Raw genomic sequence first — 24,962 nt, forward strand, 5'->3', positions numbered from 1 at the left:
CCGGTTCAGGAATGCGTTGGCGGGAGATCGTCGGCCAGCTGGTACAGGCAGTCGCCGCGTTGCGTCAGCGCGGGAACGCGCTTGCAGATGACCAGCCCGGCCGCGGGAAAAGCCACGGTCACCGGCTCGCGTTCGGGCCGCTCCGGGGTGTGCAGCCGTGCCGCAGGCTGCCCGGCTTCGACACGCTCGCCGAGTTGCACGAGCGGCTCGAAAATGCCGTCGTCATACGCGTAGACATAGTGGCGCGCACGGTCCACCCGCAGCAGCCGCGTGTCGTGCGGCGGCCCCGGCGGCGCCAGCGGTCCTTCCAGCACCCCCAGATGCCCGAGCAGATGCAGCAGGCCTTGCCAGGCGGTGCCGAGCACGGCGGCATCCACGGTGCCCGCGCCGCCCAGTTCGGTCAGCAGTCCCAGTACGCCGTTGCGACGCGCCGCGGCAAGCAGGCCCACCGGATTGGGACTCTCGTTGATCAGCCCGTACGGCAGGCCGAACGCGCCCACGGCGTCGAGCACGCGTCGATGGCGCGCCGGATCGGGATCGGCCTGGGCAAACAGCGTCGCGCCATGGTACTGGAGCGAACTGCCGCCGGAATGCAGGTCGATCGCCACATCCACGCGCGACAACAGGCTGCGCTCGATATAGTCCGCGATCACCTGCGTCGGCGTACCGCGCGGATCGCCGGGGAAGCTGCGGTTCAGGTTGCAGCCATCCAGCGGCGAGGTGCGCAGCCCGGCTTGCGCGGCCGGGTAGTTCGCCATCGGCAGCAGGATCAGCCGGCCCCGCACATGCTCGGGCGCGATTTCGCGGACCAGGCGCGAGACCAGGATCTGGCCTTCGTACTCGTCGCCGTGATTGCCGGCCATCACCAGCACGGCCGGACCGTTGCCGTTGCCGATCGATGCGACCGATGCAATCGGAATGGGCAGCCAGCCGTAGGCCGAGCGATGGACCGAATGCGGCAGGCGCAGGTAGCCGACCTGCTTCCCCGGGCCTTCGAAATCGATTTCGCTATGGATCGGAGAAGCGATCCGGGGTTCGCGATCGACGCCCATCTCAGTGCGCCAGCAGCCGGATGCCGATGTCCCCTTCACGCTCAAGCTGCGCGACCAGACCGATCTCCCAGTCCAGGTAGGCCCGGAAGCCCGCATCGCGCAGCGCTTCATCGGCGTGGTGGTAAGGGCTGTACCAGTAATCGTCGTCGCCGGTCAGCACGCCCTGCGCGCCGCTGCCGGTGGGCAGCCCCGCCGCCGTCCATGCCTGCGTGCCCCCGGCCAGGTAGCGCACGCCACGGCCGCTGCGCGCTGCCAGTTCCGCCGCCACAATGCGCGCCAGCACACCGTCCGACGAGGTGATGAGCATCGTTTGGTCGGCGGGAATTCCGGCGATCAGTGCCTCGAGCCGGTCCGGCACCGCAAACTGCGCGCCGGCAACATGGCGCTTCTCGTAGGCGGCACGGCGCTCGACATCGAAGACGCGTGCGCCGCCTGCCTGCAATAGCGCCTCAGCCTGCTGCGCCGACACCGGCTGTGCTGCGGGCCGCGACGACAGCACGCGCAGCGGCTCCGGACCCGTGTCGACCGTGGCGTCGGGCGACGGGGCATACACGAACACCTCGTGCGCACCCAGTTGCGCCAGCCACGCGCCGGTGGTCAGCGCCCGCACGCCGTCCCAGTCGGCCAGCACGATGCGCGCATGGCGCGTTGCCGCGTACTCATCCGTCGCTTGCACCAGTTGCCCGCCCGGCGCCCAGCGCCAGCCCGGCAGGTGGCCGCCCTCGTATTCGGCGCGCGTGCGCACATCGAAGCGATACAAGGTGTGCTGCCCCGCTTCGCGTTCGAGCCTGGCCAGGCCGGCATCATCGAGACGGCGCACACCGGCGCGCTCGGCGACAGCCTCGGCGCGGGTGCGGGCGGCCTCGCGTCTCGCGTCGGCTGGCTCAGGCAGCGGCATATGGCGCCCGTGGGCCAGCGTGCGGCCGTCCAGCAGCCACGCCATGGTGCCATCCTTGAGCGAGACCACGGGGTTAGGCACTCCCGCGTCGATCAGTGTCTGTGCGCCGACGATGCTGCGGGTGCGGCCCGCGCAGTTGACCACGACCAGCGTTTCCGGCCGTGGCGCCAGCTCGCCAATGCGGTAGACCAGTTCCGCGCCGGGCAGGCTGTGCGCGAACGGCAGGCTGAAGTCGGCAAACTCCTCGGTGGTGCGGCTGTCCACCACCACGAGGTCGTCGCCGCGCTCGATGCGCTGCTGCAGTTCGTCGGCGCTGATCCACGGTGTGTGCTTCTGGTACTCGATCACTTCTCCGAAGGCCTTGCTGGGCACGTTGCTGCCGCTGAAGACCTCGAAGCCCGCCGCGGCCCACGCCTGCGTGCCGCCGGTCAGCACCGACACGTTGCGCCAGCCCAGCCGCAGCAGCTTGGCGGCGGCCTGGTGCGCCAGGCGATCGCCGCCATCGTCGCCATCGGTCAGGACGATGCGCGTCTCGCGGCGCGGCACCAGCCGGTCGATCAGCAGCTCCAGCCGCCACAACGGCGCCGAAGCCGCAAGTAGCAGATGCCCGCGCACAAAGACGCCGGTCTCGCGTACATCCAGCAGCGCGATCTCGTCGCCGTCCGCCAGCGCCGCCTTCAGTGCTACCGCATCGATGGCGGCATGGGCGATATGCCTGGGTGGCCCGAAATGCCGGTAGCTGCCGCCCGCAGTGCTGTCAAACACCACGCGCCCGCTCAGGCGGTCAAGCGCCAAGCCATAGAAATGCAGGTGCAGGCCCGGCTCATCGCCGATCAGTTCGATGGTATGGACATCGTCGGGCAACAGCGTGACGGAGCTGCCGCTCACGACCTCGCTGCGACCAGTCTCGGTCAGGCGGTCGCGTGCGGGGTCGTCTGTGGCTTCGCGACGATAGAAGACATTGCGCTCATTGCCGGTGATGCCGGCAATGATTGCCCATGCGGTGTGGTCATGCGGGGGCTGCGCCTTGCCCGGCAGCCCGGCGGACACGTACAGCGCATAGCGGCCATCGGGATCTTCGGAGAGGCGATAGACCTGCGCGGGATTGTCGGCGGCAACGGGGAAGTGCGCCGGCGGGAACAGCTCCCGTTGCGCTCCCAGCCGCTCCAGCGCGCGCGCCACGGACTGCAGCGCTTCGCGGTCGGCATATGGGGCACGCTCCAGCAACTGTCTTGCCTCGGCGACGAATGCGGCCACGGCCGCGTGGCGCCGGCTGGCAACGTCGTTGCCCGGCACCGCTGATGGGGAAAGGTTCTGTTGGGTCATGCGGCGACTGTAACGCCGCCACGAAGCGGTGCAAAAGAAGGCTTTCGAGTATCAACATACTGCCCGCTTCCATCGCAAACCGGTCTTGGCCAGCGGCATGCCGCATATCTATAGGCTCAAACATTCGTTGGTGCGCGTCGGCCGGCTTCGTAAGCTTGACGGTCCGATCAGGCCTTCGTACTGTCGTGTCCACGACGGCCTGCAAGCTCCCATCCAGGTCGTTACCATGCTCCGCCGCAATTTCCTCCGCGCTCTCCTTGTTCTTTCGCCAGCGCTGCTGGCCGCCCCGCCGCTTCCGGCGGCTGCGGCCGACGCGGCATTCCCCACGCGCCCTGTGCGCATCGTGGTACCGGTGGCGCCCGGCGGCAGCGCTGACAAGCTCGCGCGCACGCTCGCCACCCGGCTCAGCGAAGTGTGGCAGCAACCCGTGGTGGTGGACAACGTGGTCGGCGCCAGTGGCACCATCGGCGCGGCACAGGTCGCCAAGGCCCGCCCCGACGGTCACGTTCTGCTGCTTGGCGGCGAAGGCGTGACGCTGAACGCCTCGCTGTTCAAGAATCTGCCGTATGACGCCAATCATGCCTTTCGCGGCGTCACCAAGGCCGTGGTGAATCCGCAGGTCCTGGTGGTCAGGCCGGACCTGGGGGTACGAAGCTTCCAGGATTACCTGGCCCTGGCCCGCCGCAAGCCGGGAGAACTGGCGCTGGGGCTGCCCGGCAATGGCGGCATCGCGCACGTCGCGCATGAAATGCTGTCGCGCCAGCTTGGCTTCAAGGTCAACTACATTCCTTATCCCGGGGGAGCGCCGGCTACGGTGGACCTGCTCGGTGGTCATATCGACGCCACGCTGATCACCCTGGCTGCGGTGACCGACTATGTACGGGCAGGCAAGCTCACGGCACTGGCGGTCACCACGCCGTATCGCTCCAAGGCACTCCCGCAAGTGCCCACGCTGGCCGAAGCCGGTGCCGCGGGATTCTCCGTGGAAAGCTGGCAAGGACTGCTTGCCCCCGCTGCAACGCCGGCGGCCGTGGTGGACCGAATCAGTCGCGATGTGGCGGCGGTGCTGCACGCACCCGCCACGCGCAGCCAACTCGAAGACGCGGGTTATGTCGTGGTCGCCTCGTCGGCGCAGGAACTGGATGCCACGCTGTCGCGCGACCTGCCCCGGTATGCCTCCGTGATCGCCTCATCCGGCATCGCCCTGCGCTGACAGCGGACATCACCAAATGACTGATAAGACCCATACCATCGACGCCGCCACGCTGCGCAAGTGGCTGAATGACGGCCAGTCGCTGGCTCTGTTCGACGTACGCGAGCATGGCCAGTACGGCGAAGGCCATCCCTTTTTTGCCGTCCCCCTGCCCTATAGCCGCCTGGAACTGGAGGTTGGCCGCCTGGCACCGCGCCGCGCGGAGCGTATCGTCTTGTTCGACGATGGGGACAGCGACGTGGCAGCGCGCGCTGCGCGTCGGCTTGCGCAACTCGGCTACGCTGGCGTGACGCTGCTGGCTGGCGGTGCGCCAGCCTGGGCGGCTGCCGGATATACCCTGTTCAAAGGCGTAAACGTGCCTTCCAAGACGCTCGGCGAACTGGTCGAGCATATCCAGCACACGCCGCATCTGAGCGCCGATGATTTCGTCGCACGCCGGGCCGCGGGTGAGCCGTTCGTGCTCGTGGACGGCCGCACCGGGGAAGAACACCGCAAGATGACCATTCCCGGCGCACTGGGGTGTCCCAACGGAGAACTGGCGCTGCGCCTGCCGGCGCTGCTGACCAATCCGAATACACCAGTCGTCGTGCATTGTGCGGGGCGCACGCGCAGCATCATTGGCGCGCAGACGGTGTTGAACCTCGGCTTGCCCAACCCGGTGCTCGCGCTGGAGAACGGCACGCAGGGCTGGTACCTGGCAGGTCATGCGCTCGAACACAGCAGCGAGCGATTCGCCGACGCCGTACCCACCGGTCCCCTTCTGCAGGTTGCCCGCGATCGATCCGCCAGGCTGCTGCAGCGCTTCGGCCTGCCGTCCCTTTCGACGGCACAGGCGCAGCAATGGCTCGACGATGAGCACCGCACGACCTACCTTTTCGATATCCGCACCGCGGAGGAATTCGCCCGGCGCTCCATCGAAGGCGCCGTCCACGCACCCGGCGGGCAGCTGGTCCAGGCCACGGATCGCTACATCGGGGTGCGCGGCAGCCGAGTCATCGTGTTCGACGATGACAGTGTGCGTGCGCCTGTGATCGCCAGCTGGCTGCACCAGCTTGGCTTTGAGAGCGCCGTCCTTGCCGATGGCCTGGATTCGACCATCAAGGTGCGGGCGTGGCCGCAGCCGGAACTCGGCGGGGGCCCGCGTATACTCGACGCCGGGCAGCTGCGCAAGCTGCACGGTGAAGTCGCAACGCTGGCTGTCGTCGATCTTCGCGAAAGCGCCGCGTTCAATCAAGGCCACGCCCAAGGCGCAGTCTGGTCGACCCGGCCGCGTCTGCTGCAAGCACTGCAGTCGCTAGGCACGACGCCAGACGATCCGGTGGTATTGCTCGCGAGCGAGGCCGATGTGGCTGCGCTCGCCTGGAAAGACCTGCTGGACGCGGGCTACGGCAATGTATTGCGCACCGACGAGGGCTATCAAACATGGTTGTCGGCTGGACTGCCGCAAGCGGTGGACGCCGAGCCGTTGCCCCCGGCTACGCGCATCGATTACCTGTTCTTCGTGCATGACCGCCACGAAGGCAACCAGGACGCGGCCAGGGCGTACCTGGCGTGGGAAACCGGGTTGATCGCCCAGTGCGAGGAAGATGAACTGCAGGTGTTCCGCATTCTTGCAGATACACGGCATTCATCGTCCCCCGAGGCCGAGAGGCAGGCCGCGGCCGGGCGTTGAATTGTGAGAAGCACGGCTGTTCAAGAGTTCTGCCGGCCTTCATTTCGTTGACATACCGGCCCTCACCCCCGGCGCCTCTCCCACAAGCGGGAGAGGGGAGCAAGCAGGCGACGACCTAGAAGAACGCCCCCGTCGGCGGCAACGTCCCGTTGAGGTAGTGGTCGCCCAGCACGCGCTCCTTGTAAAGCCGGGGGTTGTGCGAGGCAATGACCTTGATGTTGCGCCAGTGCCGATCCAGTGCTTGGCGCGTCGAGACACCACTGCCGCTGGAAACGTCGATCAACAGGCTGGCCAGCGTCGCCGCGACCTCGTCGGTCACGACCTTGGCTTCTGACGCGGCCAGCGTGGCGGCCAGCGACAGCTCGTGTGCCTCGGGGCTGCCGGCCCCTTGCCAAGCCGCGTCCAGCGCATGGACCGCACGCAGCGTCACCGCGTGCACGGCGCTGCGATAGGCAGCGATCCGTCCGACCGCCGCCTGCAGCTCCGGCTCGTCTGCAGGCCGCTGCGCCAGCCCGTGGTAGTAGTTGCGACGCCGCGCTCGCACCAGCGCAATGGCGTCCGCCAGGATCCGGCTGACGATGCCGGCGATCACCGTGGTCAGGTAGACCTGGTGGAAGGTAAAGGCGTACAGCTTCGGCCGTCCGTCATCGACGCGCGCGGGGACGTCGAACAGGTCCGCATCCGGCACGCGCACGCGCTCGAACACCGTCGTGCCCGAGCCGGTCAGCTTCTGGCCAAAGCCGTCCCAGTCGTCGTCGAGGTGCACGCCGGGCGCCGCGGCCGCGACGAAGAACTGGCGGATCTTGCCCCGCTTCGGCTCGAGCGCGCTGGAGAACAGGTAGTCGGCGTAGAGATTGCCAGTCGAGTAGATCTTGCTGCCCGATACCTGCCAGGCGGCTTCACCGGCAACGGGTTCGAGGCGCGTGGCCGGAATCTGCCCCAGCGAGCCCGCCGGTTCGCCGGTGACTTCGTTAAACACCACGCCGAAGGTCTTGCCCTCCCCCGCCAGTGCCAGCACGCGGCGTGAGAACGGTGCGTCCCGGGTGCCGGCGTGCTGCTCGACCGCGAAGAAGTGGTTGCGGAACACATGCGCCAGGTTGGAGTCGGCCGCGGCGAGGTCCCGGACCAGGTCGAACAACTCGGGCAGCGACACGCCCTGCCCACCCTCCCATCGCTGCAGGCGCACGGCGCCGAAGCCGCGAGTCTTCAGCGCCGCCGCCTCGCTGACAGCCAGGCGGTGCTCGACATCGCGCGCGGCCGCGCCTTCGGCGAGTTCGCGGAACAGGGCTTCGTAGCCGAGGCGGCGCGTGACCTCGCTCCAGGCCAACAGGTCAATGGCCGGGGTGTCAGGCATGGCTCGCGACTCCTTGCGTCAATGCGTGGCGGGCTTCGCGCGGATCGACATAAGCCGGCAGACGGAGGTGGTCGCGCAGCGTCGTCCCGGCATATTCCTTGCGGAAGCGCCCGGCCCGCTGCAGCACGGGAATCAGGTGATCGACCACGTCGTCGAGACCGCTGGTCTGCACGTCAATATTGAGGTTGAAGCCGTCGGCGGCGCGGGTGTCGACCCAGTGCAGGATATCGGCAGCGACCTGCTCCGGCGTGCCGACGATCACCCGGTGTCCGCCGGTGATATTGCTGACAATGGTCTCCCGCACGGTCCAGTCGTTGGCGCGGGCTTCATTGAGGATTTCCTGGCGATGCCAGCGCGAGGCGACCGGCACCCGGTTTTCGGCCTGGGCGATCTTGTCATAGGGCAGCTTGTCGTCCAGCGGCAGGTCGGACGGATCCAGCGCGAGATGATGGGCCAGTTCGCCGCGCAGGAAATCGTGGTCCAGCAGTTCGTCCAGCTCGCGCTTGCGGCGTTTCGCTTCTTCCTCGGTACTGCCAAGGATCGGGAATAGGCCCGGCATCACCAGCAGGTGATCGGGATTGCGGCCATACCCGCGCGCCAGCGTCTTCACGTCGGCATAGAAGCGGCGGGCCTTGTCGATGTTGCGCTGGCCGGTGAACAAGGCATCGGCAAAGCGCGCGCCAAAGGCCTTGCTGTCGTCCGACTGGCCTGCCTGGAAGATGACGGGGCGGCCCTGCGGCGTGGCCGGCGTGGACAGTGCGCCGGCGCTGCGGAAGTGCGCGCCGTGATAGCCGATCGGCCGCAGGCGCTCCTTGTCGACGTAGACGTGGCGGGCGGCATCGGCCACCACCGCCCGCCGCGGCAGCGAGTCCCACAGCTGGACGACGATCTCGGCGAACTCCGTCGCACGCTGGTAGCGGGCCTGCTGGTCGAAGCCATGCTCGACGCCGTAGGCGGCCAGTGCCACCGGCACCTGGCTGGTGATGATGTTCCATGCCGCCCGGCCCTTGCTGATGTGGTCGAGCGAAGCGATCTGGCGCGCCACGGTATACGGGTGCCCGAACAGGCTCGACGCCGTCACCACCAGCCCGATGTGCCGCGTGACGGCGCTGAGCGCGGCGTGCAGCGCCAGCGGATCCAGCGCGCGCCAGGGCCGGTGGAACGCCTCAGGCACGAGGCCGCCTGGGCCATCGGCGAGAAAGAGCGCGTCGATTTTGCCGCGCTCGGCAATTTTGGCAATGCGGATGAAGGCGTCGATGTCGGTGGAAAGCGTCGTCGCGTCGGGCAGCGTTTTCCAGGCGGCGTCGTGCCGCCCGGACGCCAGGACGTTGACGCCCAGGCGCACTTGGGGAGCGTTTGACATGGGAAGGCTCTCGCAGGAAGTGGGGCTGCATCCGCGCGAGGGCGGATGCGAGGCGGCAGGGCGCGTTACACCCGGACCGAGTAGTCGGCGACGTTGATCTTCTTCGGCAGGATGCGGCGTGCCGACAGCCAGTCGGCAGCGCGCTGGAAGTCCCCCAGGAACGCCTGGTCGTCGGCCTCGTAGAACTTGTTCTTGCGGCGCAGCGAGACCAGGTGGTCACGTACCGCGTCGCCGTACTTGCCCTCCTTCTGCGCGAACAACTCGGCTTGCGGGCCGTTCTCGTCGAGCCATTTGCCCTCGACCCGGTAGGCGTCGATCACCGCGCGCACCAGTGCCGAATTCTCGGTGGCGAAGCGGCGCGCGGTCACCAGCGACGAATAGTCGATCAGGAAATCGAGGTCGCTGCCCTCGAAGAAAATAGTCTTCGCATCGAACTGCTGCCGGGCGATGTCCACCCCCGGCGACCACATCGACCACGCATCGACCTTGCCCTGGCCGAAAGCGGGCGCCGCATCAGGCGGATTGAGGTAGACGAACTCAACCTTGGACCGGTCGATACCGTTCTTCTCAAGCGCCGCCACCAGCAGGAACTCCCCCAGGCCGGAACGGTTGACCGCGACCTTCCTGCCGGCGAGGTCGCGCACGGAATTGATGCCCGAGTTCTTCTTGACGATGATCGCCGTGCTGCGCGGGCCGTATACGTTGAACTGAGTAAACACCAGAGGCGATCCGGCGATCATGGATGCCAATGCCGGCGTGGTGCTGCCCCAGAAGCCGAAGTCCGCGCTGCCGCCCACGACCGCCTGCAGCGACGGGGCATGGTTGGGGAACGGGCCGACCCATTCGACCTTGATTCCCTTTGCCGCCAGATTCTTTTCGAACTCGCCACGTTCACGGGCAATCAGCGGCAAACCGCCCGGGCCCCAGCCGATGCGCACCTTGTCGGTATTGCGAGTGCCCTGCGCGGCAACGCCAAGCGGCAGCGACAGTCCGGCCGCAGCGCTGGCTGCCAGCCCGCCCTGTAACAGTCGGCGGCGGCTAATGGAGAAAGACGAATTCTGTGTCATCGAAACCTCGTGCAGCATCAAAGATAAATAGCGAGAAGGGAATTCGGGCATGTCGTCGCGGCGCGCGCTGCGCCACCGGCATCAGCGGCAATGACCTGACGACGACAGGTCGCAGTTCAGGCAGCGGCCGCTGCGTGGACGCCCAGCTCTTGCAGCAGGCTGGCCCGCAACGTACCGGCCTCCTGGGCGCCGACGTGATAGGACGCCGCAATACGCCCTGCGCGCATGACCAGGATGCGGTCCGCGATCGCGATGGCCTCGTCCACGTCATGCGTCACAAGCAGCACGCCGGGCCGATGCCGCGCCACGAGTTCGCGGACGAGGGCATGCATCTTGATCCGGGTCAGCGCATCGAGCGCGGCGAACGGCTCGTCCAGCAGCATCAGCCGGGGCTCGCGCACCAGGGCCCGCGCCAGCGATACGCGCGAGGCCTGCCCGCCGGACAGGTTGCGCGGCAAGTCTTCCTCGCGGCCGGCCAGGCCGACTTCGCTCAACGCCGCTTGCGCCAGCGGGAGGCCGGTCTTGTCGGAAATGCCGAGCGCGACATTGCGCCACAGGGACATCCACGGCATCAGCCGGTGTTCCTGGAACACCACCGCAGGCTGCGCGGGACCGTCCACGTGCCCGGCGTCGATCTGGTCCAGGCCGGCCAGCGCGCGCAGCAGCGTGGTCTTGCCGCAACCGCTTTCCCCCAGCAGCGCGACAAACTCGCCGGCGTCGATGCGCAAGTCAAGTTTGTCGACCACCACGCGGCCGCCGTACTGGCGCACCAGTCCGCGCACGACCACCGCGGCACCCTGGCGGCGCTCTTGCTGTTGCGCGGCCATCAGCGGGCTCCCTTGCGGTCGTAGTTGGGATGCCACGAGAGCAACCTGCGCTCAAGCAACCGGGCGAGGCTGTCCGCCGCCACGCCGATCGCGGCGTAGATCAGCAAGGTCAGCACGATCACGTTGGTCTGCAGGAATTCGCGCGCGTCCATCGCCAGAAAGCCGATGCCACGGTTCGTGGCGATCGTCTCGGCAATCACCAGCGCGAGCCAGGACACCGCCAGCGCATAGCGCACGCCGGTGAGGATCGACGGCATCGCGCCGGGCAGGATGATCTTCCGGATCTGTTCACCCCGGCTCAGGCCCGTCACCTTGCCGACTTCCAGCAGCTTCGGGTCCACCTGCCGGATGCCCAGCACGGTGTTGATGTAGATGGGAAACAGCACCGCCAGCGACACCAGGAAGATCTTGCCGCTCTCCTCCACGCCGAACCAGATGATCACCAGCGGCAGCAGTGCCAGGAACGGCACGGCGCGCACCATCTGCACCGAACGGTCGAACACCGCCTCCGCCAGCCGCGAGAAGCCCACGACGATGCCCAGCGCAAGGCCGATCAGGCCGCCGATGGCGAAGCCCGTCATGGCCCTGGCCAGGCTGTAGCCCAGGTGCGTGAACAGCGAACCGTCGCGGATCATTTCCCAGGCGGTCAACGCCACGCTGGTCGGCGCCGGAAGAATCTGGGGTTCAATGTGACCGGCGCGGGAAAGCGCTTCCCATGCGAGCAGGACGGCCAACGGCGTCGCCCACGAGATCGCGGCGAGTTGCGCGCGGGAAAACTCGCGTGGCGTAGCGCGGGCTCCCGTGGAAGTGGGCGGTGTCGTGGAGATTCCGGCGGCGGCTCCTGCATCGGTTGCCAGGATAGGCTTTGTAAGGCTCGAAGTCATGACTGGTGAGGCATGATGACGGTATGCGAGCTTTCAAGCGTACTGACGATGAAGAGATGCAGGAACGAAGATGTCAGGATATGAATATGCGGTTTCCAATGAGGATGGAAATCAACGCCTCCTGACGGCGTCATAGCAGTTACTTTGCATAGTCGACGCATCCACAGGTGATGGGAGCGTCAACCAATGGTGGCAAGCATTTCCTTGGCCGCGCGCTTCCGCGAGAACGAAAGCCGGATTCCGCAGAAAACATCCGACGGCAAACCTGCTGAAACCTGATTGTTACCCTGGGCCGATGCGCTCGGGTGAACCGAAAGGAGGTAAGCCGCTCAAGTTTTGACTTACCGCCAGAACGCCATTGCCGAAATCTACCCGCTCTCCCTAAACTCATCTCCTTATAGAAGTAGAACAGCCTCCGCAGGGCGGCGAGATGCCTGATGCGGCGAAAATTCCGAGGCAAGGGGTTGTAAATATCTGCAGACTCGCGTTTACTCTCGGATTCTCGAGCAGCGATGGGCAACGAGTCGGGGGCATGGGTGGACAAGGAATTTGAGAGTCTGGATCTTGGTGATCCGCGGCGGGATCGGCGGGCCAAGGAGCTGCTCAAGCGGTTTGCAGCCCTGCCTACGGCCAGTATTCCCGGCGCATGCGACGACTGGTCGCAAACCATTGCGGCGTATCGGTTTCTCGGCAATGAGCAGATCAATTGGCGGGACGTGATGCAGCCGCATTGGGAGCTCACGGCAGCCAGGGCAGTGCAGTTTCCGGTGGTGCTGTGCATCGGTGATATGACCGAACTTTAGCGCCGTGCACCGCGTTAAGCAGAGGTTTTTAGATTAGCGGTCGCGGCTCCGGGTATATGGACAAGGAGAGAGGAACGTCTGCAGTTCGAAACTGCTGAGTTCACGCGGCACCTCCCGCGCGCCCAAGCACGTGCTCTGCCAGCCTTACATCTCGTGCGCGTCCCGCGGAGGTCGGTCTCCTATGAAAGAAACGCACGCGAAACCAAACCAATAAAATCGGCTATCCAGATACGCCGGACGCATGCGTTTCTGCATGTTGCGAAAGTGGCGCATAGCCCTGCGCCGGCAGTGCCCGTGGCACGGCAGCCAGGAGTTGCCGCGTGTATGGATGCGCGGGCCGGTTCCAGATTTCGTCACGGTCGCCGCTCTCGACGAGGCGGCCTTCGCGCATGACCAGGATGCGGTCGGCGATATAGCGCACGACGCCAAGGTCATGCGAAATGAACAGGCATGACAGCCCGTAGTCCGCCTGCAGGTCGGCGAGCAGGTTCAGGACCTGCGCCTGCACCGAAACGTCGAGCGCCGACACCGGTTCATCGCAGACGAGCAGGCGCGGCCTGACGATCAGTGCGCGTGCGATGCCAATGCGCTGGCGCTGGCCGCCGGAAAACTCGTGCGGATAGCGGTGCAGCGCCGCGGCGGGCAAGCCCACGCGGTCTATCATCGCCGCCGCGCGGGTGCGCCGTTCCTGCCGGTCGCGCACGCCGTGTATCTGCAGCGCGCCTTCCAGCACCTCGGCGACGGTCTTGCGCGGGTTGAGCGAGCTGTACGGGTCCTGAAACACAAGTTGCATGGCGCCGCGCCACGGGCGCATCCGCCGGCGGTTGACGGGCGCGATGTCCGTGCCATCAAAGACGATGCGCCCCGCGTCATGGTCCGCGAGGCGCAGCACGGCCCGCGCGAGCGTGGATTTGCCGCAGCCCGATTCGCCAACCAGGCCCACGGTCTCCCCCGCAGCTATGGAAAACGAAACGCCCTGCACGGCAACAGTAGCGTGCGCGCCGGACCGGTGGGTCACGTGGAGATCCTCGACATCCAGCAGGGCCGGTGCCGACGCGGCGGCGTTGCCGCTAGCCGAACGCAGGGCCGGACGTTCGAGCCGGAATGCCGCCGGCGTGCCGTCGGCGCGACGGTCCACGCGGATCTCGGGCAGGCGGACCTGCCGATAGTGCGGCACCACGCCGTCCGCAGCGCTCAGCGACGCGCCGAGCAGCCCGCGTGTGTAAGCGTGTGCAGGCGCGCGGAACAAGGCGCGGGCAGGCTGCTCTTCCACCTTGATGCCGTCGTGCATGACCGCGACGCGATCGGCCCAGCGCGCCACCACACCAAGGTCGTGCGTGATCAGAAGCATCGCCATGCGTAGTTCGCGCCGCAGCGTGTCCAGCAACTCCAGTATCTGGGCTTGCACGGTGACATCGAGCGCGGTAGTCGGCTCATCGGCCACGAGCAGCTTCGGTGTGCATGCGATCGCCATGGCGATCATCACGCGCTGGCGCTGCCCGCCCGACAACTGGTGGGGAAAGGCATGGAAGCGCCGCTGCGGTTCGGGAATCCGGACCTGGTCCAGCAATTCGACTGCACGCGCATGGGCCGCCTGCGCGGATAGCGCCGTATGCAGCCGCAGGGTTTCGACGACCTGCGCGCCGACGCTCAGCACCGGGTTGAGCGAGGTCATCGGCTCCTGGAAGATCATCGACACCGTGTTGCCGCGCAGCGTGGTCATGTCGCGTTCGCTCAGCGTCAGCAGGTCGCGCCCTTCCAGCAGCACGCGCCCGCGCATCTGCGCGGACGCCGGCAGCAGCCGCAGCAGCGCCAGCGCGGTGGTGGACTTGCCACAGCCCGACTCGCCCACGAGCGCGACGGTCTCGCCGGCGCCGACATCCAGGCTCAGGTTCGCGACGGCGGGCCGCGCAGCGCCGGGATAGCGGATGGAAAGCTCCTGCAGGGAAAGCAACGGCTTCATGATGCCTCGGGACAAATCAGGTGGCGTGGATTTCGGCGGCCAGCAGTTCGGGCTCGACCTGGATCTCCAGCGCTTCATTGAAGCGCGCGAAGAATGCGCACAGCGCCGCGCGCAGCGTCAGCTCCACGACCTGCGCTTCGGTGAAATGCTCGCGCAGCCGCGCCACCACCGTATCGGTGACGCGTTGCGTCGTGACTTGCACGGTGTAGTCACGCACCAGGCGCTCCACGGCGTCCAGCCCAGGCACGTCGGGCTCCAGGATCCGTTCTACCGTTTCGGGCGCCACGCCCAGCGCTTCGAGCCTCGGCACGTGATGGCTGATGCAGTAGTGGCACGCGTTCAGCCGCGATGCCGTGACCAGCACGATCTCCAGATGCCTGCGCGTAATCAGTGCGTCGCGTGCGGAATCCAGCAGCAGGCCGAACAGGTGCGCGACCGCCGGCGGCCGGTGGCCGAGCACGCGCAGCATGTTGCCGAACGCGCCGTACTCGCGCTCCACGCGTTCGAACGTGGTGCGGGCCTCGCCCTGCAAGGCGTCGGGATCGATGTCATGAATGCGTGCCAAGACGCTCTCCTATCAAGTCGGTTGGGAACGGGGACGGCGAAGGCGTTCAGCGGCCTTCGCGCGGATCGAAGGCGGTAGCCAGCCCGTCGCCGAGCAGGTTCAGCGCGAGCACGGTCAGCACGATCGCCAGGCCGGGCAATGCGCACACATACCAGTCCGTACGCAGCACCTCGCGGCCCGCGCCGACCATGTTTCCCCAGCTCGCGACGTTGGGATCGGCCAGGCCGAGGAACGCCAGGCTCGATTCGGTCAGGATGGCCGTGGCCACCATCAGCGACGCCGACACCAGCACGGGCGTGAGCGTGTTGGGCAGGATGTCCTCGATGATGATGCGCGCGTGGCTGGCGCCCACCGCCTCGCTCGCCAGCACCATGTCGCCGTGGCGCAGGCGCAGCACCTCGGCGCGCACCAGCCGCCCGAGTGCGGGCCACGACGTCATGCCGATCGCAAGCGCGATCTTCCACACCGAAGGCTGAACCACCGCCACGATGGCCAGCGCGAACAGGAATGACGGGATCGTCAGGAAAAATGTCGTCAGCGTGCCGAAAACGCGGTCGGCGCGGCCACCGTAGTAGCCGGCCGTCACACCGCCCGCGACGCCAAGCACCACGGCAAGCGCCGTCGAGACGCCCGCGATCAGCAGCGAGGCGCGCGCGCCATGAAACAGGCCCGCGAGGATGTCGCGGCCCAGCATGTCGGAGCCGAGCGGGAATGCGGCATCGCGCCCCGGCCACAGCAGCGGTTCGGTCGCCATTTCGAGCGGGTCGCCGGGGAATACCCAGCCAGCCGACAGCGCACCAGCCAAGACCGTGGCAAACAGCGCCAGGCCCACCACGGCGCTGGGCGACGACAGCAGCCGGCGCAGCCGCTGCCGGCCCGCGGGTGGCGGCAGGGGCACAGTGACGTCAGCCGCGGCGCCGTGCGCATCGGAATGACCCGGCTGCAGAGGCGCCGGAAGGGAGGAAGAAGACAAAGACAAGCGAATACTCCTGCAAACTCCGGGCCGCGTCAGGCCAGCCGGATGCGCGGGTCCACGCGCGCGTAGACGGCGTCGACGAGCCAGTTGACCAGCACGACCACCACGGCGCTGCACAGCAGGATGCCGAGCAGCAGGTTGTAGTCACGCTGGTACAGCGCCTCGAACGCCATCCGGCCGAGTCCGGGCCACGAGAACACGGTCTCCACGAGCACCGCGCCGCCGATAACGGAACTGGCCTGCACGCCGACCATGGTCACCAGCGGCAGCAGCGCATTGCACAGGACATGACGCGTCAGCACGCGGCCGGCGGGCGCGCCCTTGGCCACTGCCGTGCGCACGAAATCCTGCCGCCGCACCTCGATCATGCTGGCGCGCATCAGCCGCACATACACGGCCATATAGAACAGGCCGAGTGTGGCGGCCGGCAACACCAGGTGCCGCGCCACGTCGGCGGCATACGCCCAGCCCGTGAGCCCGGCTTCCACGGTGAACATGCCGCCCACCGGTAGCCAATCGAGGCGGACCGAAAACACCAGAACCAGCATCAGGCCGACCCAGAACAGCGGGGTGGCAAAGCACACCAGCGCCACGGAGGAGATCAGCGTGTCCAGCGCGCGTCCGGCGCGCGCCGCCGCCAGCACGCCGAGGCCCGCACCGATCACCACCGCGAACGCGATGCTCGTGCCCATCAGCAGCAGCGTGGCCGGCAGGCGCTGCAGGATCAGGTCCAGCACCGGCATGCCCTGCCGGAACGAATAGCCAAGGTCGAGTTGCGCCAGGTGCCACAGGTACTTACCGAGCTGCACCCACAGAGGCTGATCGAGCCCGAACTGCGCGCGCAGCGCCGCCAGGTACTCCGGCGTGGCGGCACCCGCCTCCCCGGCCAGCACCTGCGCGGCGTCGCCGGGCGCGAGCCGCAGCAGGAAGAAATTGACCACGGCCATGCCGGCGACGATGCTGGCGAGCTGCAGCAGGCGGCGCCAGGTCGTCCGCCACGGCAAGCGGGCCAGCCATGCCGGCTTGGATCCAGGCGTGTGCGCGGTCGTGGGCATGGTCATCGCCCGTCGTCAGCGCGCGGCCTGCGCCGCAGCGGCAGCGGGCGTGGTGGCCGTGGCCACGGCCGTGCCCGCCGGCGCCAGCCAGGCGCGCTTGAGCGAGGCATAGACCTGGTCCACGCCGCTGACCGTATCGCGCAGGTTCGACGACTGCACCGTGAAGAAGCGCAGCTCGAGCAGCGGGATCGACGGCAGGTCCGTCTGCACCACGGACTGGAACTTGCGGAACAGCTCGACGCGTTCGGCCTGGCTCGGCGAGCCCTGTGCCTGGTCGATCAGCCGGTTCGCTTCATCGCCGCGATAGCCCGAGCCGTTCGACCACGGGATATTCTTGCCGACCGTGTCGCTACGATAGGCGCGCGTCACGCCAACCAGCGGATCGGCAAAGCCCGCGAACCAGACCACCGCAAGGTCGAAGTCGCGATCACCGTAGACACGCTTGGTATAGGTGGGCGTGTCCTGGGTGCGCACGGTCACGTCGACACCCACGCGCTTGAGCGCCTGCTTGATGTACTCCGCGCTGCGCTTGTAGTCGTCGCCATACGGCAGGTAGTCGATCTGGATCTTCAGGCGGTTGCCGTCAGCGCCACGCTTCAGGCCGGCAGCGTCTAGCAGGGCTTCGGCCTTGGCCGGGTCATACGGATACTTCGGCACGTTGGGGTTGAAGAACTGCCCCAGCGTCGAGACGACCGGGCTCACCGCGGGCTTGCCAAAGCCGAACCACACCACCTTGTTCAACGCGTTCAGGTCGATCGCATGGGCCAGCGCCTGGCGCACGCGCACGTCTTTGAAGTACGGACGGTCAATGTTGACATCCATGAACAGCCACGGCGACAGCCATTCGTAGCCGCGCGTCTCCAGTCTCAGCGAAGGGAGTTGCGACAGGCGCTGTGCATCCTTCAGCGGCACCGGGTTGAACGGCGCGTACTGGACTTCGCCCTTCTCCAGTGCCGCGGCGCGCGCGCTGGCATCGGGGATCACCTTGAAGACGATCTTGTCGAGGTACGGCTTGCCCTTGTCCCAGTAGTCTGGGTTGCGCTCGAGCACGATGTAGTTGCCCTTGCTCCATTCCTTGAAGACGAACGGCCCCGTTCCCACCGGCTTGTTGTTGTACGGGTTGTTGAGGACGTCCGTGCCTTCGTACAAGTGCTTGGGCAGCACCTGCGCACCGTTGCTGTTCAGCGAGCTGAGCACCGCCAGCGACGGCTCTGAGAAATGCAGCACGACGGTCAGCGCATCGGGCGTATCGACGCGCGTGACCTTGCCGAACAGGATCTGGTTGCGAGGATGCAGCTTCTTCCACACGTTCTCAAGCGTCCACTTCACGTCGGCCGACGTGAACGGCTTGCCGTCATGCCACTTCACGTTCGGCCGCAGGTGGAACGTGAGCGTCTTCGAATCCTTCGAGATGTCCCAGCTCTGCGCGAGCGCCGGCTTGAGTTTGAAGTCGTTGTCGTACTCGATCAGGCCATCGAAGACGTTCGCACTAAAAAAGCCGGTCGGCGCGGCGGAATTGAGCGCCGAGGTCAGGATCACCGGCTCGGGCTGGATGATGGTCGTGAGCGTGCCACCGGCGCGCGGCACTTCCGCGGCCTGTGCCGCCGGAGCGGCGTTGGCCGGTGCCGCCAGCAGGCCGCCCAGCAGCGGCAGCGACAGCACGACGGGAGCCAGGAACGCGAACGGCCGGAATAGTTGCGAGGGCCGCGATGGCCGGAACGGGTTCTTCATGGTGGTGATGGGCGCAAAGATAGGCCAATGTCTGCAAGGGTGACCAACTATAGAGACGCCCCTATCTGCCCGGAACGAACGATTGCGCATGCCCTTATGCACACGGATCGCCTATGGATAGAACGAACGCGTCGTTCGCGCGGCGGCCGCGCTGCAGTATCGTCTTGGCACCCTCCAGGCTGCGCAGCAGGAAAACCATACCGTTGCAGCCCTCGACAACACCAACGCCATCACTCTCTGCGGAAACCCATCGTGTCCAAGCCCCTGAAGATTGTTGCCGTCAACGGCAGTACCCAACAGCCCTCGCGCACGCTTGCGCTGGTCGAGGCATTGATTGCCGAGCTCGACGCGCGACTGCATGTCGACGCCCATGTCATCAACCTGGCCGATATTGCGCGTCCGCTCGGTGGCGCGCTATGGCGCACGGAACTGCCGACCGCGATCGAAGGGCAACTGCAGGCAATCGAATCGGCCGATCTGATCATCGCTGCGTCGCCGGTCTATCGCGGCGCGTATCCGGGCCACTTCAAGCACCTGTTCGACCTGATCGGCCAGGAAGCGCTCGCCGACAAGCCCGTGCTGCTCGCCGCCACCGGCGGCAGCGACCGCCATGCACTGGTGCTCGAGCACCAGTTGCGGCCGCTGTTCGGCTTCCTGCAGGCACTGACGCTGCCTATTGGCGTTTATGCCATCCCTTCGGATTTCGAGAACTACACCGTGCAGAGCCCCGCGCTGCGCGAGCGTATCCGGCTCGCGGCCGACCGCGCCGCGCCGTTGTTTGCGGCGCACCGCCGGGTTGCATTGAAGGCCGCCTGAGCGCTGAATCATTCGCACATGCCACACCCCGCTTCTGCTTCACCTTCCGCCCAGGCGGCTCCGACACTCGCATCGCTCGCCGATCGCTTTCGTCCGGTGTTCGCGCAGATCGCTGCCGGTGCACTCGAACGCGAACGCACACGCACATTGGCCCACGACGCGGTTGCACTGCTGCGCGACGCCGGCTTCGGTGCACTGCGCGTGCCACGCGAGCATGGCGGCCTGGGTGCTTCCGCGTCGCAGCTGTATGCGCTGCTGATCGAGCTGGGCGCGGCCGACTCCAACCTGCCGCAGATCCTGCGCGCGCACTTCGGCTTCATCGAACGGCTGCATGCCGAGATCGCGCCGCCACGGCGCGCGCCGTGGCTTCGGCTCGCGGCGCAGGGCGTCATCTTCGGCAACGCGGCGATGGAGCGCGGCGACGGCCAGCTCGGCCGGTACCGCACGACGCTCGCCCCCGACGGCGCCGGAGGCTGGCGCCTCGACGGAGAGAAGTACTACAGTACCGGCACGCTGTATGCGGACTGGATCGCGGTGTCGGCCACCCGCACCGATGACGACAGCCCGGCCTATGTGCTGGTGCGGGCCGATGCGGCGGGCGTCGACCGGCTGGACGACTGGCACGGCTTCGGCCAGCGCCTGAGCGCATCGGGCACGACGCGTTTTCTCGACGTTGCCGTTCCCGACGAGCACGTGCTGTCGTTCTCGCGCACGGACCCGACCACCGTCACCGCTTGCTTTCAACTCGTGCACCTGGCCACGCTGGCCGGCATCGCGCGTGCCATCGAGCGCGACGCTGCCGCCTTCGTGCGGGAGCGCAAGCGCGTGTACAGCAATGGCAGCGCGGCGACGGCGGCAGAAGACCCGCTCGTGCAGCAGGTGGTCGGCCAGTTGTCCGGCGTTGCCTTTGTCGCACAGGCAACGGTCAGTGCCGTTTCCGCGAAGCTCGACGAGATCGATGCGCTGCGCCAACGCGGCGAGGCGGTGCCGGGCGCCCTGCTGCAGGACGTCGAACTCGATGCATCGCGCGCGCAGATCGGCATGCTCGACCCGGTCCTCGGCGCGGCCAGCCGGCTGTTTGACGTCGGCGGGGCCTCCGCGCTCGACGCCGCGCACCAGCTCGACCGCCACTGGCGCAACGCACGCACACTGGCCTCGCACAACCCGGCCATCTACAAGGCACGAATCGTCGGCGACCATGCGATCAACGGCACGGCGCCGACGTATTACTGGTCGGTCGGTACGCGGGCTGCCTGACAAAGCGCGCGCCGAAGTTTTGCTCCCCTCCTGCTCGCAGGAGCGGGGAGCAAACACTTGTGGGGTCCACGCCATCAACCACCTCACAGCCACCGCAGCCACGCTTCTAAGCATCCTCGGAAATATTCGTGGGAAAGCCGTGGACGCGCATGCTCCAATCAATCGTCAGCCCTTTTCGATGCGAGACACCACCATGCCCGGTGCAAAGCATCCTCCCGACTTGTCATGACCGATCTCTCCGATATCTACGCAGCCAAGCTGCCCGCCGCTGCGGGGCGTGAACCCGTCCTACCCGATCCAGCAAGCGTACGACGCATCCAAGACGACGCAGAAGCCATCGACGCTGCCCGCGCGCTCGCCGAGACATTCCGTGCAGGCGCTTCGGTGCGCGATCGTGAACGCATCCTGCCGTGGAATGAGCTCGACCGCTGGTCCAAAAGCGGATTGGGTGGCATCACCGTGCCAAAAGTCTACGGCGGCGCCGGCGTCTCCTATGCAACGCTGGCCGAGGTATTTGCGATCCTCAGCGCCGCCGATGCATCGCTGGGCCAGATTCCGCAGAACCATTTCGGCGTGCTTGGCGTACTGCGCGAAGCAGGAACCGAGGCCCAGAAGCGCCGCTTCTACGCGGAAGTGCTGGCTGGGCAACGCCTCGGCAATGCCGGGCCTGAACGGCGCTCCACTGAAAGCCAGACCATCCTCGACGGCACCACGCGTCTGCGTCGCACGGCGCAAGGGCTGCGCCTGAGCGGCACACGCTTTTACTCCACCGGCGCGCTGTTCGCTCACCGCGTGCCAACGCGTGCACTCGACGATGACGGCCGTGCGGTCCAGGTCTGGGTACCGCGCAACGCCGCCGGCCTGACCGTGGTCGACGACTGGTCGTCGTTCGGCCAGCGCACGACGGCGAGCGGCACGGTGGTGTTCGACCACGTCGCAGTCGCCGAGGACGACGTGATCCCCGTGTGGCAGCTGGCTGACCGGCCCGGCCTCTACGGCGCCAATTCGCAACTGATCCAGGCCGCGATCGATCTCGGCATCGCACAGGCCGCGTTCGACGATGCCACTGCGTTCGTGCGCCAGCACGCGCGTCCGTGGATCGATGCAGGCGTCGCGCGTGCGACCGAAGACCCGCACCTGATCGGCGACGTTGGCCGCCTGGCGATCGAACTCGAAGCCGCGCGCGAAGTGCTGCGCGAAGCCGCGCTGACGCTCGATGCCATCGCGGAGCAGCCGGTCACCGAGGCAAGCAGCGCACAGGCTTCCGTCGCTGTGGCCGAGGCCAAGGTGCTGACCACCGAAGCGGCGCTGCAGGCCAGCGAGAAGCTGTTCGAGCTGGCCGGCTCTTCCGCCACCCGCGCCGGGCGCAACCTCGACCGCCACTGGCGCAATGCGCGCACGCACACGCTGCACGATCCGGTGCGCTGGAAGCTGCATCTGATCGGCAACTACTACCTGAACAACGCGCTGCCCAAGCGGCACTCCTGGAACTGATATGTCGTTGCTTTTCAATCCGCCGCCCGCCGATGGACGGGCGCAGGCGGCGCCCGCGCCTGCCGTGGTTCCGCATCTTGTCCGCGACGACGCCGAAGCGATCGCCATCGCGCGCCGGCTCGCCGCACACTTTGCGCCCGGAGCGGCCCAGCGCGACCGCGAACGGCGCCTGCCTTGGGATGAATTGGAAGCCTTCAGCGCTAGCGGCCTGTGGGGCATCACCGTGCCGCGCGAATACGGAGGCGCGGGCGTGTCCAACACCACGCTGGCGGAGGTCATCGCCATCATCGCCGCCGCGGATGGCTCGCTCGGGCAGATTCCGCAGAACCACTTCTATGCGCTGGAGGTGCTGCGTGTTGGCGGCACGCCAGCGCAGCAGGCATTCTTCTATGCGCGCGCACTGGCCGGCGAGCGCTTCGGCAACGCGCTGGCCGAGATCGGCCACAAGGACTTCCGCCGCCGCACACGGCTCACGCCCGACGGCGACGGCTTCCGCATCAATGGCAAAAAGTTCTATTGCACCGGCGCGCTGTATGCGCACTGGATTCCCACGCTCGTGGTGGCAGAGGAAGCCGGACGCGAAGTCACGTGGCTCGCGTTTGTGCCGCGCACGGCCGACGGTGTCGGCATTACGGATGACTGGGACGGCTTCGGCCAGCGCGTCACCGGCAGCGGCTCGGTGACGTTCGAGAACGTACCCGTCGAGGCCGACTGGGTGGTGCCGTTCCTCGCCTCGTTCGAGCGGCCCACGACTATCGGTCCCTTTGCCCAGTTGCTGCATGCGGCAATCGACCTCGGCATCGGCCGTGGCGCGCTGGCAGCCACACTGCCGTTCCTGCGCGACCACGCACGGCCGTGGATCGATGCCGGCGTAGCACGCGCGGCGGACGACCCGCTGACGCTGCACCAGCTTGGCGAGGTCCAGGTACGGCTGCGCGCCGCCGAAGCACTCGTGCGCCGCGCCGGCCGTGCCACCGATGCCGCGCAACAGGTGCCCGACGAGCAAACCGTCGCGCAGGCGTCGCTGGCCGTTGCTGCTGCGCGTGCGCTGACAACGACCGCATCGCTGCTTGCCGGCACGCGGCTGTTCGAGCTGGGCGGCACGTCCGCTACGCTCGACAACCAGGGTCTGGACCGTTTCTGGCGCAACGCGCGCACGCATACGTTGCACGATCCGGTTCGCTGGAAATACCACGCGGTCGGCAACTTCCATCTCAATGACAAGCTGCCGCCGCGGCATGGAGCGATCTGATGGAGAACCATGGACAGCGCAAGCAGATCCTGCTCAACGCGTTCAACATGAACTGCGTGGGGCATATCAACCACGGGCTGTGGACGCACCCGCGCGACCGCTCGGACGAGTACAACACGCTGGAGTACTGGGTGGACCAGGCGCGCACGCTCGAACGCGGCCTGTTCGACGGATTGTTCATCGCCGACATCGTCGGCGTCTATGACGTGTATCGTGGCAACATCGATGTCACGCTGCGGGAATCGATTCAGCTTCCGGTGAACGACCCGCTGCTCCTCGTCCCCGCCATGGCCGCGGCCACCAAGCACCTTGGCTTCGGGGTCACGGTGAACCTGACCTATGAGCAGCCGTACCTGCTGGCGCGCCGGTTTTCCACGCTGGACCATCTGACGCGCGGGCGTATCGGCTGGAACATCGTGACCGGCTACCTCGACAGCGCGGCGCGCGCCATGGGCCTCGAAGGACAGCTCGCCCACGACGAGCGCTACGACCGCGCCGACGAGTTTCTCGACGTGCTCTACAAGCTCTGGGAAGGTAGCTGGCAGAACGACGCCGTGCTGCGCGACAAGGCCGCGCGCGTGTTCGCCGACCCCGCGAAGGTGCGCAAGGTCAGCCACAGCGGGCGCTACTACAAGGTGGACGGCTATCACCTGTCGGAACCATCGCCGCAACACACACCTGTGCTGTTCCAGGCCGGCAGCTCGGGCCGCGGCCAGCGCTTTGCCGCGCGCCACGCCGAATGCGTATTCATTTCCCCGCCGAACAAGGAAGCGGCGCGCAAGACGGTGTCCGCGCTGCGCGCGCAGCTCGTGGCAGCCGGGCGGCGTCCGGACGACGTCAAGGTCTTCATGGGCGCAGCCGTGGTCACGGGCCGCACCGAGGTCGAGGCGCGCGCCAAGCATGCCGAGTATCGTGACTATGCGAGCCGCGAGGCCGGACTCGCCCATTTCGCGGCCAGCACCGGCGTGGACTTCGCGCGCTACGGGCTCGACGACCCCGTGAACTATGAGGGCGGCAACGCCATCGAATCGGCGACAAAGACCGCCGCCCAGCATGGCTGGACGCGCCGCAAGCTGCTGGACCTGTTCGAGCTGGGCGGGCGCTACCCGGCCATCGTCGGCGACCCGTCGCAGGTGGCCGACACGCTCGCAGAATGGGTCGACGAGACCGACATCGACGGTTTCAACCTGAGCCGCACCGTGGTGCCGGAGAGCTACGAGGACTTCGTCGACCTCGTCGTCCCCGCACTGCAGGAGCGCGGCCGCTACAAGACCGCGTATGCCGACGGCACGCTGCGGCGCAAGCTGTTCGCCGAAGGCGACCGGCTGCCGGCGCGCCACGCGGCCGACGCATTCCGTCACGCATGACGCATCCCTCCCTTGTCCACATTCACA

Annotated in this window: 20 protein-coding genes; 8 read left to right on the forward strand and 12 right to left on the reverse strand. The window is 67.2% G+C overall.

Translation table 11 applies throughout. From position 1 onward, the window contains the following. Positions 1-5: 5 nt before the first annotated feature. Together ACAD63_RS33235 and ACAD63_RS33240 are read right to left on the reverse strand one after the other, a co-directional pair. Positions 6-1,052 (reverse strand): succinylglutamate desuccinylase/aspartoacylase family protein, encoded by a 1,047-nt coding sequence (locus tag ACAD63_RS33235; RefSeq protein WP_434034965.1) that lies wholly within the window; start codon positions 1,050-1,052, stop codon positions 6-8. 1 nt (position 1,053) lies between these two features. Further along, positions 1,054-3,276 (reverse strand): rhodanese-like domain-containing protein, encoded by a 2,223-nt coding sequence (locus tag ACAD63_RS33240; RefSeq protein WP_434034966.1) that lies wholly within the window; start codon positions 3,274-3,276, stop codon positions 1,054-1,056. Between the two features lie 226 nt (positions 3,277-3,502). Between ACAD63_RS33240 and ACAD63_RS33245 the strand changes: the two genes are divergently transcribed. After that, positions 3,503-4,489 carry a tripartite tricarboxylate transporter substrate-binding protein gene (locus ACAD63_RS33245; RefSeq protein ID WP_434034967.1) on the forward strand — a complete coding sequence of 329 codons (987 nt, stop codon included), beginning with the start codon at positions 3,503-3,505 and terminating at the stop codon, positions 4,487-4,489. A 16-nt stretch (positions 4,490-4,505) separates the two neighbouring features. Further along, positions 4,506-6,161, forward strand: a complete 1,656-nt coding sequence (locus ACAD63_RS33250) for a rhodanese-like domain-containing protein (protein ID WP_434034968.1) — start codon at positions 4,506-4,508, stop codon at positions 6,159-6,161. A 115-nt stretch (positions 6,162-6,276) separates the two neighbouring features. Here ACAD63_RS33250 and ACAD63_RS33255 read toward each other — a convergent pair whose 3' ends face one another. The 5 genes from ACAD63_RS33255 to ACAD63_RS33275 all read right to left on the reverse strand — a co-directional run bounded on the left by ACAD63_RS33255 (position 6,277) and on the right by ACAD63_RS33275 (position 11,656). Then, on the reverse strand, positions 6,277-7,515 hold the full coding sequence (locus tag ACAD63_RS33255) for an acyl-CoA dehydrogenase family protein (protein WP_434034969.1): 1,239 nt from the start codon (positions 7,513-7,515) through the stop codon (positions 6,277-6,279). Next, positions 7,508-8,878: an NtaA/DmoA family FMN-dependent monooxygenase gene (locus ACAD63_RS33260; RefSeq protein WP_434034970.1), complete on the reverse strand. Its 1,371-nt coding sequence runs from the start codon at positions 8,876-8,878 to the stop codon at positions 7,508-7,510. The genes ACAD63_RS33255 and ACAD63_RS33260 overlap by 8 nt, the downstream gene beginning before the upstream one ends. Positions 8,879-8,943: 65 nt before the next feature. Continuing rightward, complete coding sequence (locus ACAD63_RS33265) at positions 8,944-9,945, reverse strand: NrtA/SsuA/CpmA family ABC transporter substrate-binding protein (protein WP_434034971.1); 1,002 nt, start codon at positions 9,943-9,945, stop codon at positions 8,944-8,946. Positions 9,946-10,061: 116 nt separating this feature from the next. Continuing rightward, positions 10,062-10,772, reverse strand: a complete 711-nt coding sequence (locus ACAD63_RS33270; protein WP_434034972.1) for an ABC transporter ATP-binding protein — start codon at positions 10,770-10,772, stop codon at positions 10,062-10,064. Continuing rightward, the gene (locus ACAD63_RS33275) at positions 10,772-11,656 is read right to left on the reverse strand and encodes an ABC transporter permease subunit (protein ID WP_434034973.1); all 885 of its coding nucleotides are present in this window, start codon (positions 11,654-11,656) and stop codon (positions 10,772-10,774) included. The genes ACAD63_RS33270 and ACAD63_RS33275 overlap by 1 nt, the downstream gene beginning before the upstream one ends. A 512-nt stretch (positions 11,657-12,168) precedes the next feature. On the opposite strand from ACAD63_RS33275, the gene ACAD63_RS33280 reads away from it, so the two are divergent. Continuing rightward, positions 12,169-12,459 (forward strand): IS4/Tn5 family transposase DNA-binding protein, encoded by a 291-nt coding sequence (locus ACAD63_RS33280; RefSeq protein ID WP_434034974.1) that lies wholly within the window; start codon positions 12,169-12,171, stop codon positions 12,457-12,459. Positions 12,460-12,679: 220 nt separating this feature from the next. Here the strand turns inward: ACAD63_RS33280 and ACAD63_RS33285 are convergent, their stop codons facing one another. The 5 genes from ACAD63_RS33285 to ACAD63_RS33305 all read right to left on the reverse strand — a co-directional run bounded on the left by ACAD63_RS33285 (position 12,680) and on the right by ACAD63_RS33305 (position 18,749). Beyond that, positions 12,680-14,422, reverse strand: a complete 1,743-nt coding sequence (locus tag ACAD63_RS33285; RefSeq protein WP_434034975.1) for an ABC transporter ATP-binding protein — start codon at positions 14,420-14,422, stop codon at positions 12,680-12,682. 16 nt (positions 14,423-14,438) lie between these two features. Next, a complete protein-coding gene (locus ACAD63_RS33290; protein WP_115713123.1) occupies positions 14,439-14,987 on the reverse strand; it encodes a carboxymuconolactone decarboxylase family protein in 549 nt (182 codons plus the stop codon). A gap of 46 nt (positions 14,988-15,033) precedes the next feature. After that, on the reverse strand, positions 15,034-15,885 hold the full coding sequence (locus ACAD63_RS33295; protein ID WP_434035073.1) for an ABC transporter permease: 852 nt from the start codon (positions 15,883-15,885) through the stop codon (positions 15,034-15,036). Positions 15,886-15,995: 110 nt separating this feature from the next. Then, positions 15,996-17,018 (reverse strand): ABC transporter permease, encoded by a 1,023-nt coding sequence (locus ACAD63_RS33300; protein WP_434034976.1) that lies wholly within the window; start codon positions 17,016-17,018, stop codon positions 15,996-15,998. 15 nt (positions 17,019-17,033) lie between these two features. Then, entirely contained in the window at positions 17,034-18,749 is a 1,716-nt protein-coding gene (locus ACAD63_RS33305) for an ABC transporter substrate-binding protein (protein WP_434034977.1), read from the reverse strand. A gap of 252 nt (positions 18,750-19,001) precedes the next feature. On the opposite strand from ACAD63_RS33305, the gene msuE reads away from it, so the two are divergent. From msuE to ACAD63_RS33330, 5 genes are all read left to right on the forward strand, one after another. Then, the gene (msuE, locus tag ACAD63_RS33310; protein WP_434034978.1) at positions 19,002-19,565 is read left to right on the forward strand and encodes an FMN reductase; all 564 of its coding nucleotides are present in this window, start codon (positions 19,002-19,004) and stop codon (positions 19,563-19,565) included. 18 nt (positions 19,566-19,583) lie between these two features. Then, entirely contained in the window at positions 19,584-20,822 is a 1,239-nt protein-coding gene (locus tag ACAD63_RS33315) for an acyl-CoA dehydrogenase family protein (protein WP_434034979.1), read from the forward strand. A 225-nt stretch (positions 20,823-21,047) separates the two neighbouring features. Beyond that, positions 21,048-22,316, forward strand: a complete 1,269-nt coding sequence (locus ACAD63_RS33320) for an SfnB family sulfur acquisition oxidoreductase (protein WP_434034980.1) — start codon at positions 21,048-21,050, stop codon at positions 22,314-22,316. Between the two features lies 1 nt (position 22,317). Continuing rightward, positions 22,318-23,568, forward strand: a complete 1,251-nt coding sequence (locus ACAD63_RS33325; protein ID WP_434034981.1) for an SfnB family sulfur acquisition oxidoreductase — start codon at positions 22,318-22,320, stop codon at positions 23,566-23,568. After that, positions 23,568-24,935, forward strand: coding sequence for an LLM class flavin-dependent oxidoreductase (locus ACAD63_RS33330; protein ID WP_434034982.1), 1,368 nt, complete (start codon positions 23,568-23,570; stop codon positions 24,933-24,935). The genes ACAD63_RS33325 and ACAD63_RS33330 overlap by 1 nt, the downstream gene beginning before the upstream one ends. The last annotated feature ends 27 nt before the right edge of the window (positions 24,936-24,962 follow it).

The sequence above is a fragment of the Cupriavidus sp. a3 genome, from assembly GCF_051015765.1.
Taxonomy (GTDB): domain Bacteria; phylum Pseudomonadota; class Gammaproteobacteria; order Burkholderiales; family Burkholderiaceae; genus Cupriavidus; species Cupriavidus oxalaticus_A.

Bases quoted from the DNA above. Each gene is read 5' to 3' on its own strand.
- ACAD63_RS33285 (WP_434034975.1), bottom strand. From the start codon at position 14,422: ATGAAGCCGTTGCTTTCCCTGCAGGAGCTTTCCATCCGCTATCCCGGC.
- ACAD63_RS33280 (WP_434034974.1), top strand. From the start codon at position 12,169: ATGGGCAACGAGTCGGGGGCATGGGTGGACAAGGAATTTGAGAGTCTG.
- ACAD63_RS33275 (WP_434034973.1), bottom strand. From the start codon at position 11,656: ATGACTTCGAGCCTTACAAAGCCTATCCTGGCAACCGATGCAGGAGCC.
- ACAD63_RS33255 (WP_434034969.1), bottom strand. From the start codon at position 7,515: ATGCCTGACACCCCGGCCATTGACCTGTTGGCCTGGAGCGAGGTCACG.
- ACAD63_RS33270 (WP_434034972.1), bottom strand. From the start codon at position 10,772: ATGGCCGCGCAACAGCAAGAGCGCCGCCAGGGTGCCGCGGTGGTCGTG.
- ACAD63_RS33320 (WP_434034980.1), top strand. From the start codon at position 21,048: ATGACCGATCTCTCCGATATCTACGCAGCCAAGCTGCCCGCCGCTGCG.
- ACAD63_RS33260 (WP_434034970.1), bottom strand. From the start codon at position 8,878: ATGTCAAACGCTCCCCAAGTGCGCCTGGGCGTCAACGTCCTGGCGTCC.
- ACAD63_RS33250 (WP_434034968.1), top strand. From the start codon at position 4,506: ATGACTGATAAGACCCATACCATCGACGCCGCCACGCTGCGCAAGTGG.
- ACAD63_RS33325 (WP_434034981.1), top strand. From the start codon at position 22,318: ATGTCGTTGCTTTTCAATCCGCCGCCCGCCGATGGACGGGCGCAGGCG.
- ACAD63_RS33240 (WP_434034966.1), bottom strand. From the start codon at position 3,276: ATGACCCAACAGAACCTTTCCCCATCAGCGGTGCCGGGCAACGACGTT.
- ACAD63_RS33235 (WP_434034965.1), bottom strand. From the start codon at position 1,052: ATGGGCGTCGATCGCGAACCCCGGATCGCTTCTCCGATCCATAGCGAA.
- ACAD63_RS33315 (WP_434034979.1), top strand. From the start codon at position 19,584: ATGCCACACCCCGCTTCTGCTTCACCTTCCGCCCAGGCGGCTCCGACA.
- ACAD63_RS33245 (WP_434034967.1), top strand. From the start codon at position 3,503: ATGCTCCGCCGCAATTTCCTCCGCGCTCTCCTTGTTCTTTCGCCAGCG.
- ACAD63_RS33265 (WP_434034971.1), bottom strand. From the start codon at position 9,945: ATGACACAGAATTCGTCTTTCTCCATTAGCCGCCGCCGACTGTTACAG.
- ACAD63_RS33305 (WP_434034977.1), bottom strand. From the start codon at position 18,749: ATGAAGAACCCGTTCCGGCCATCGCGGCCCTCGCAACTATTCCGGCCG.
- ACAD63_RS33330 (WP_434034982.1), top strand. From the start codon at position 23,568: ATGGAGAACCATGGACAGCGCAAGCAGATCCTGCTCAACGCGTTCAAC.
- ACAD63_RS33300 (WP_434034976.1), bottom strand. From the start codon at position 17,018: ATGCCCACGACCGCGCACACGCCTGGATCCAAGCCGGCATGGCTGGCC.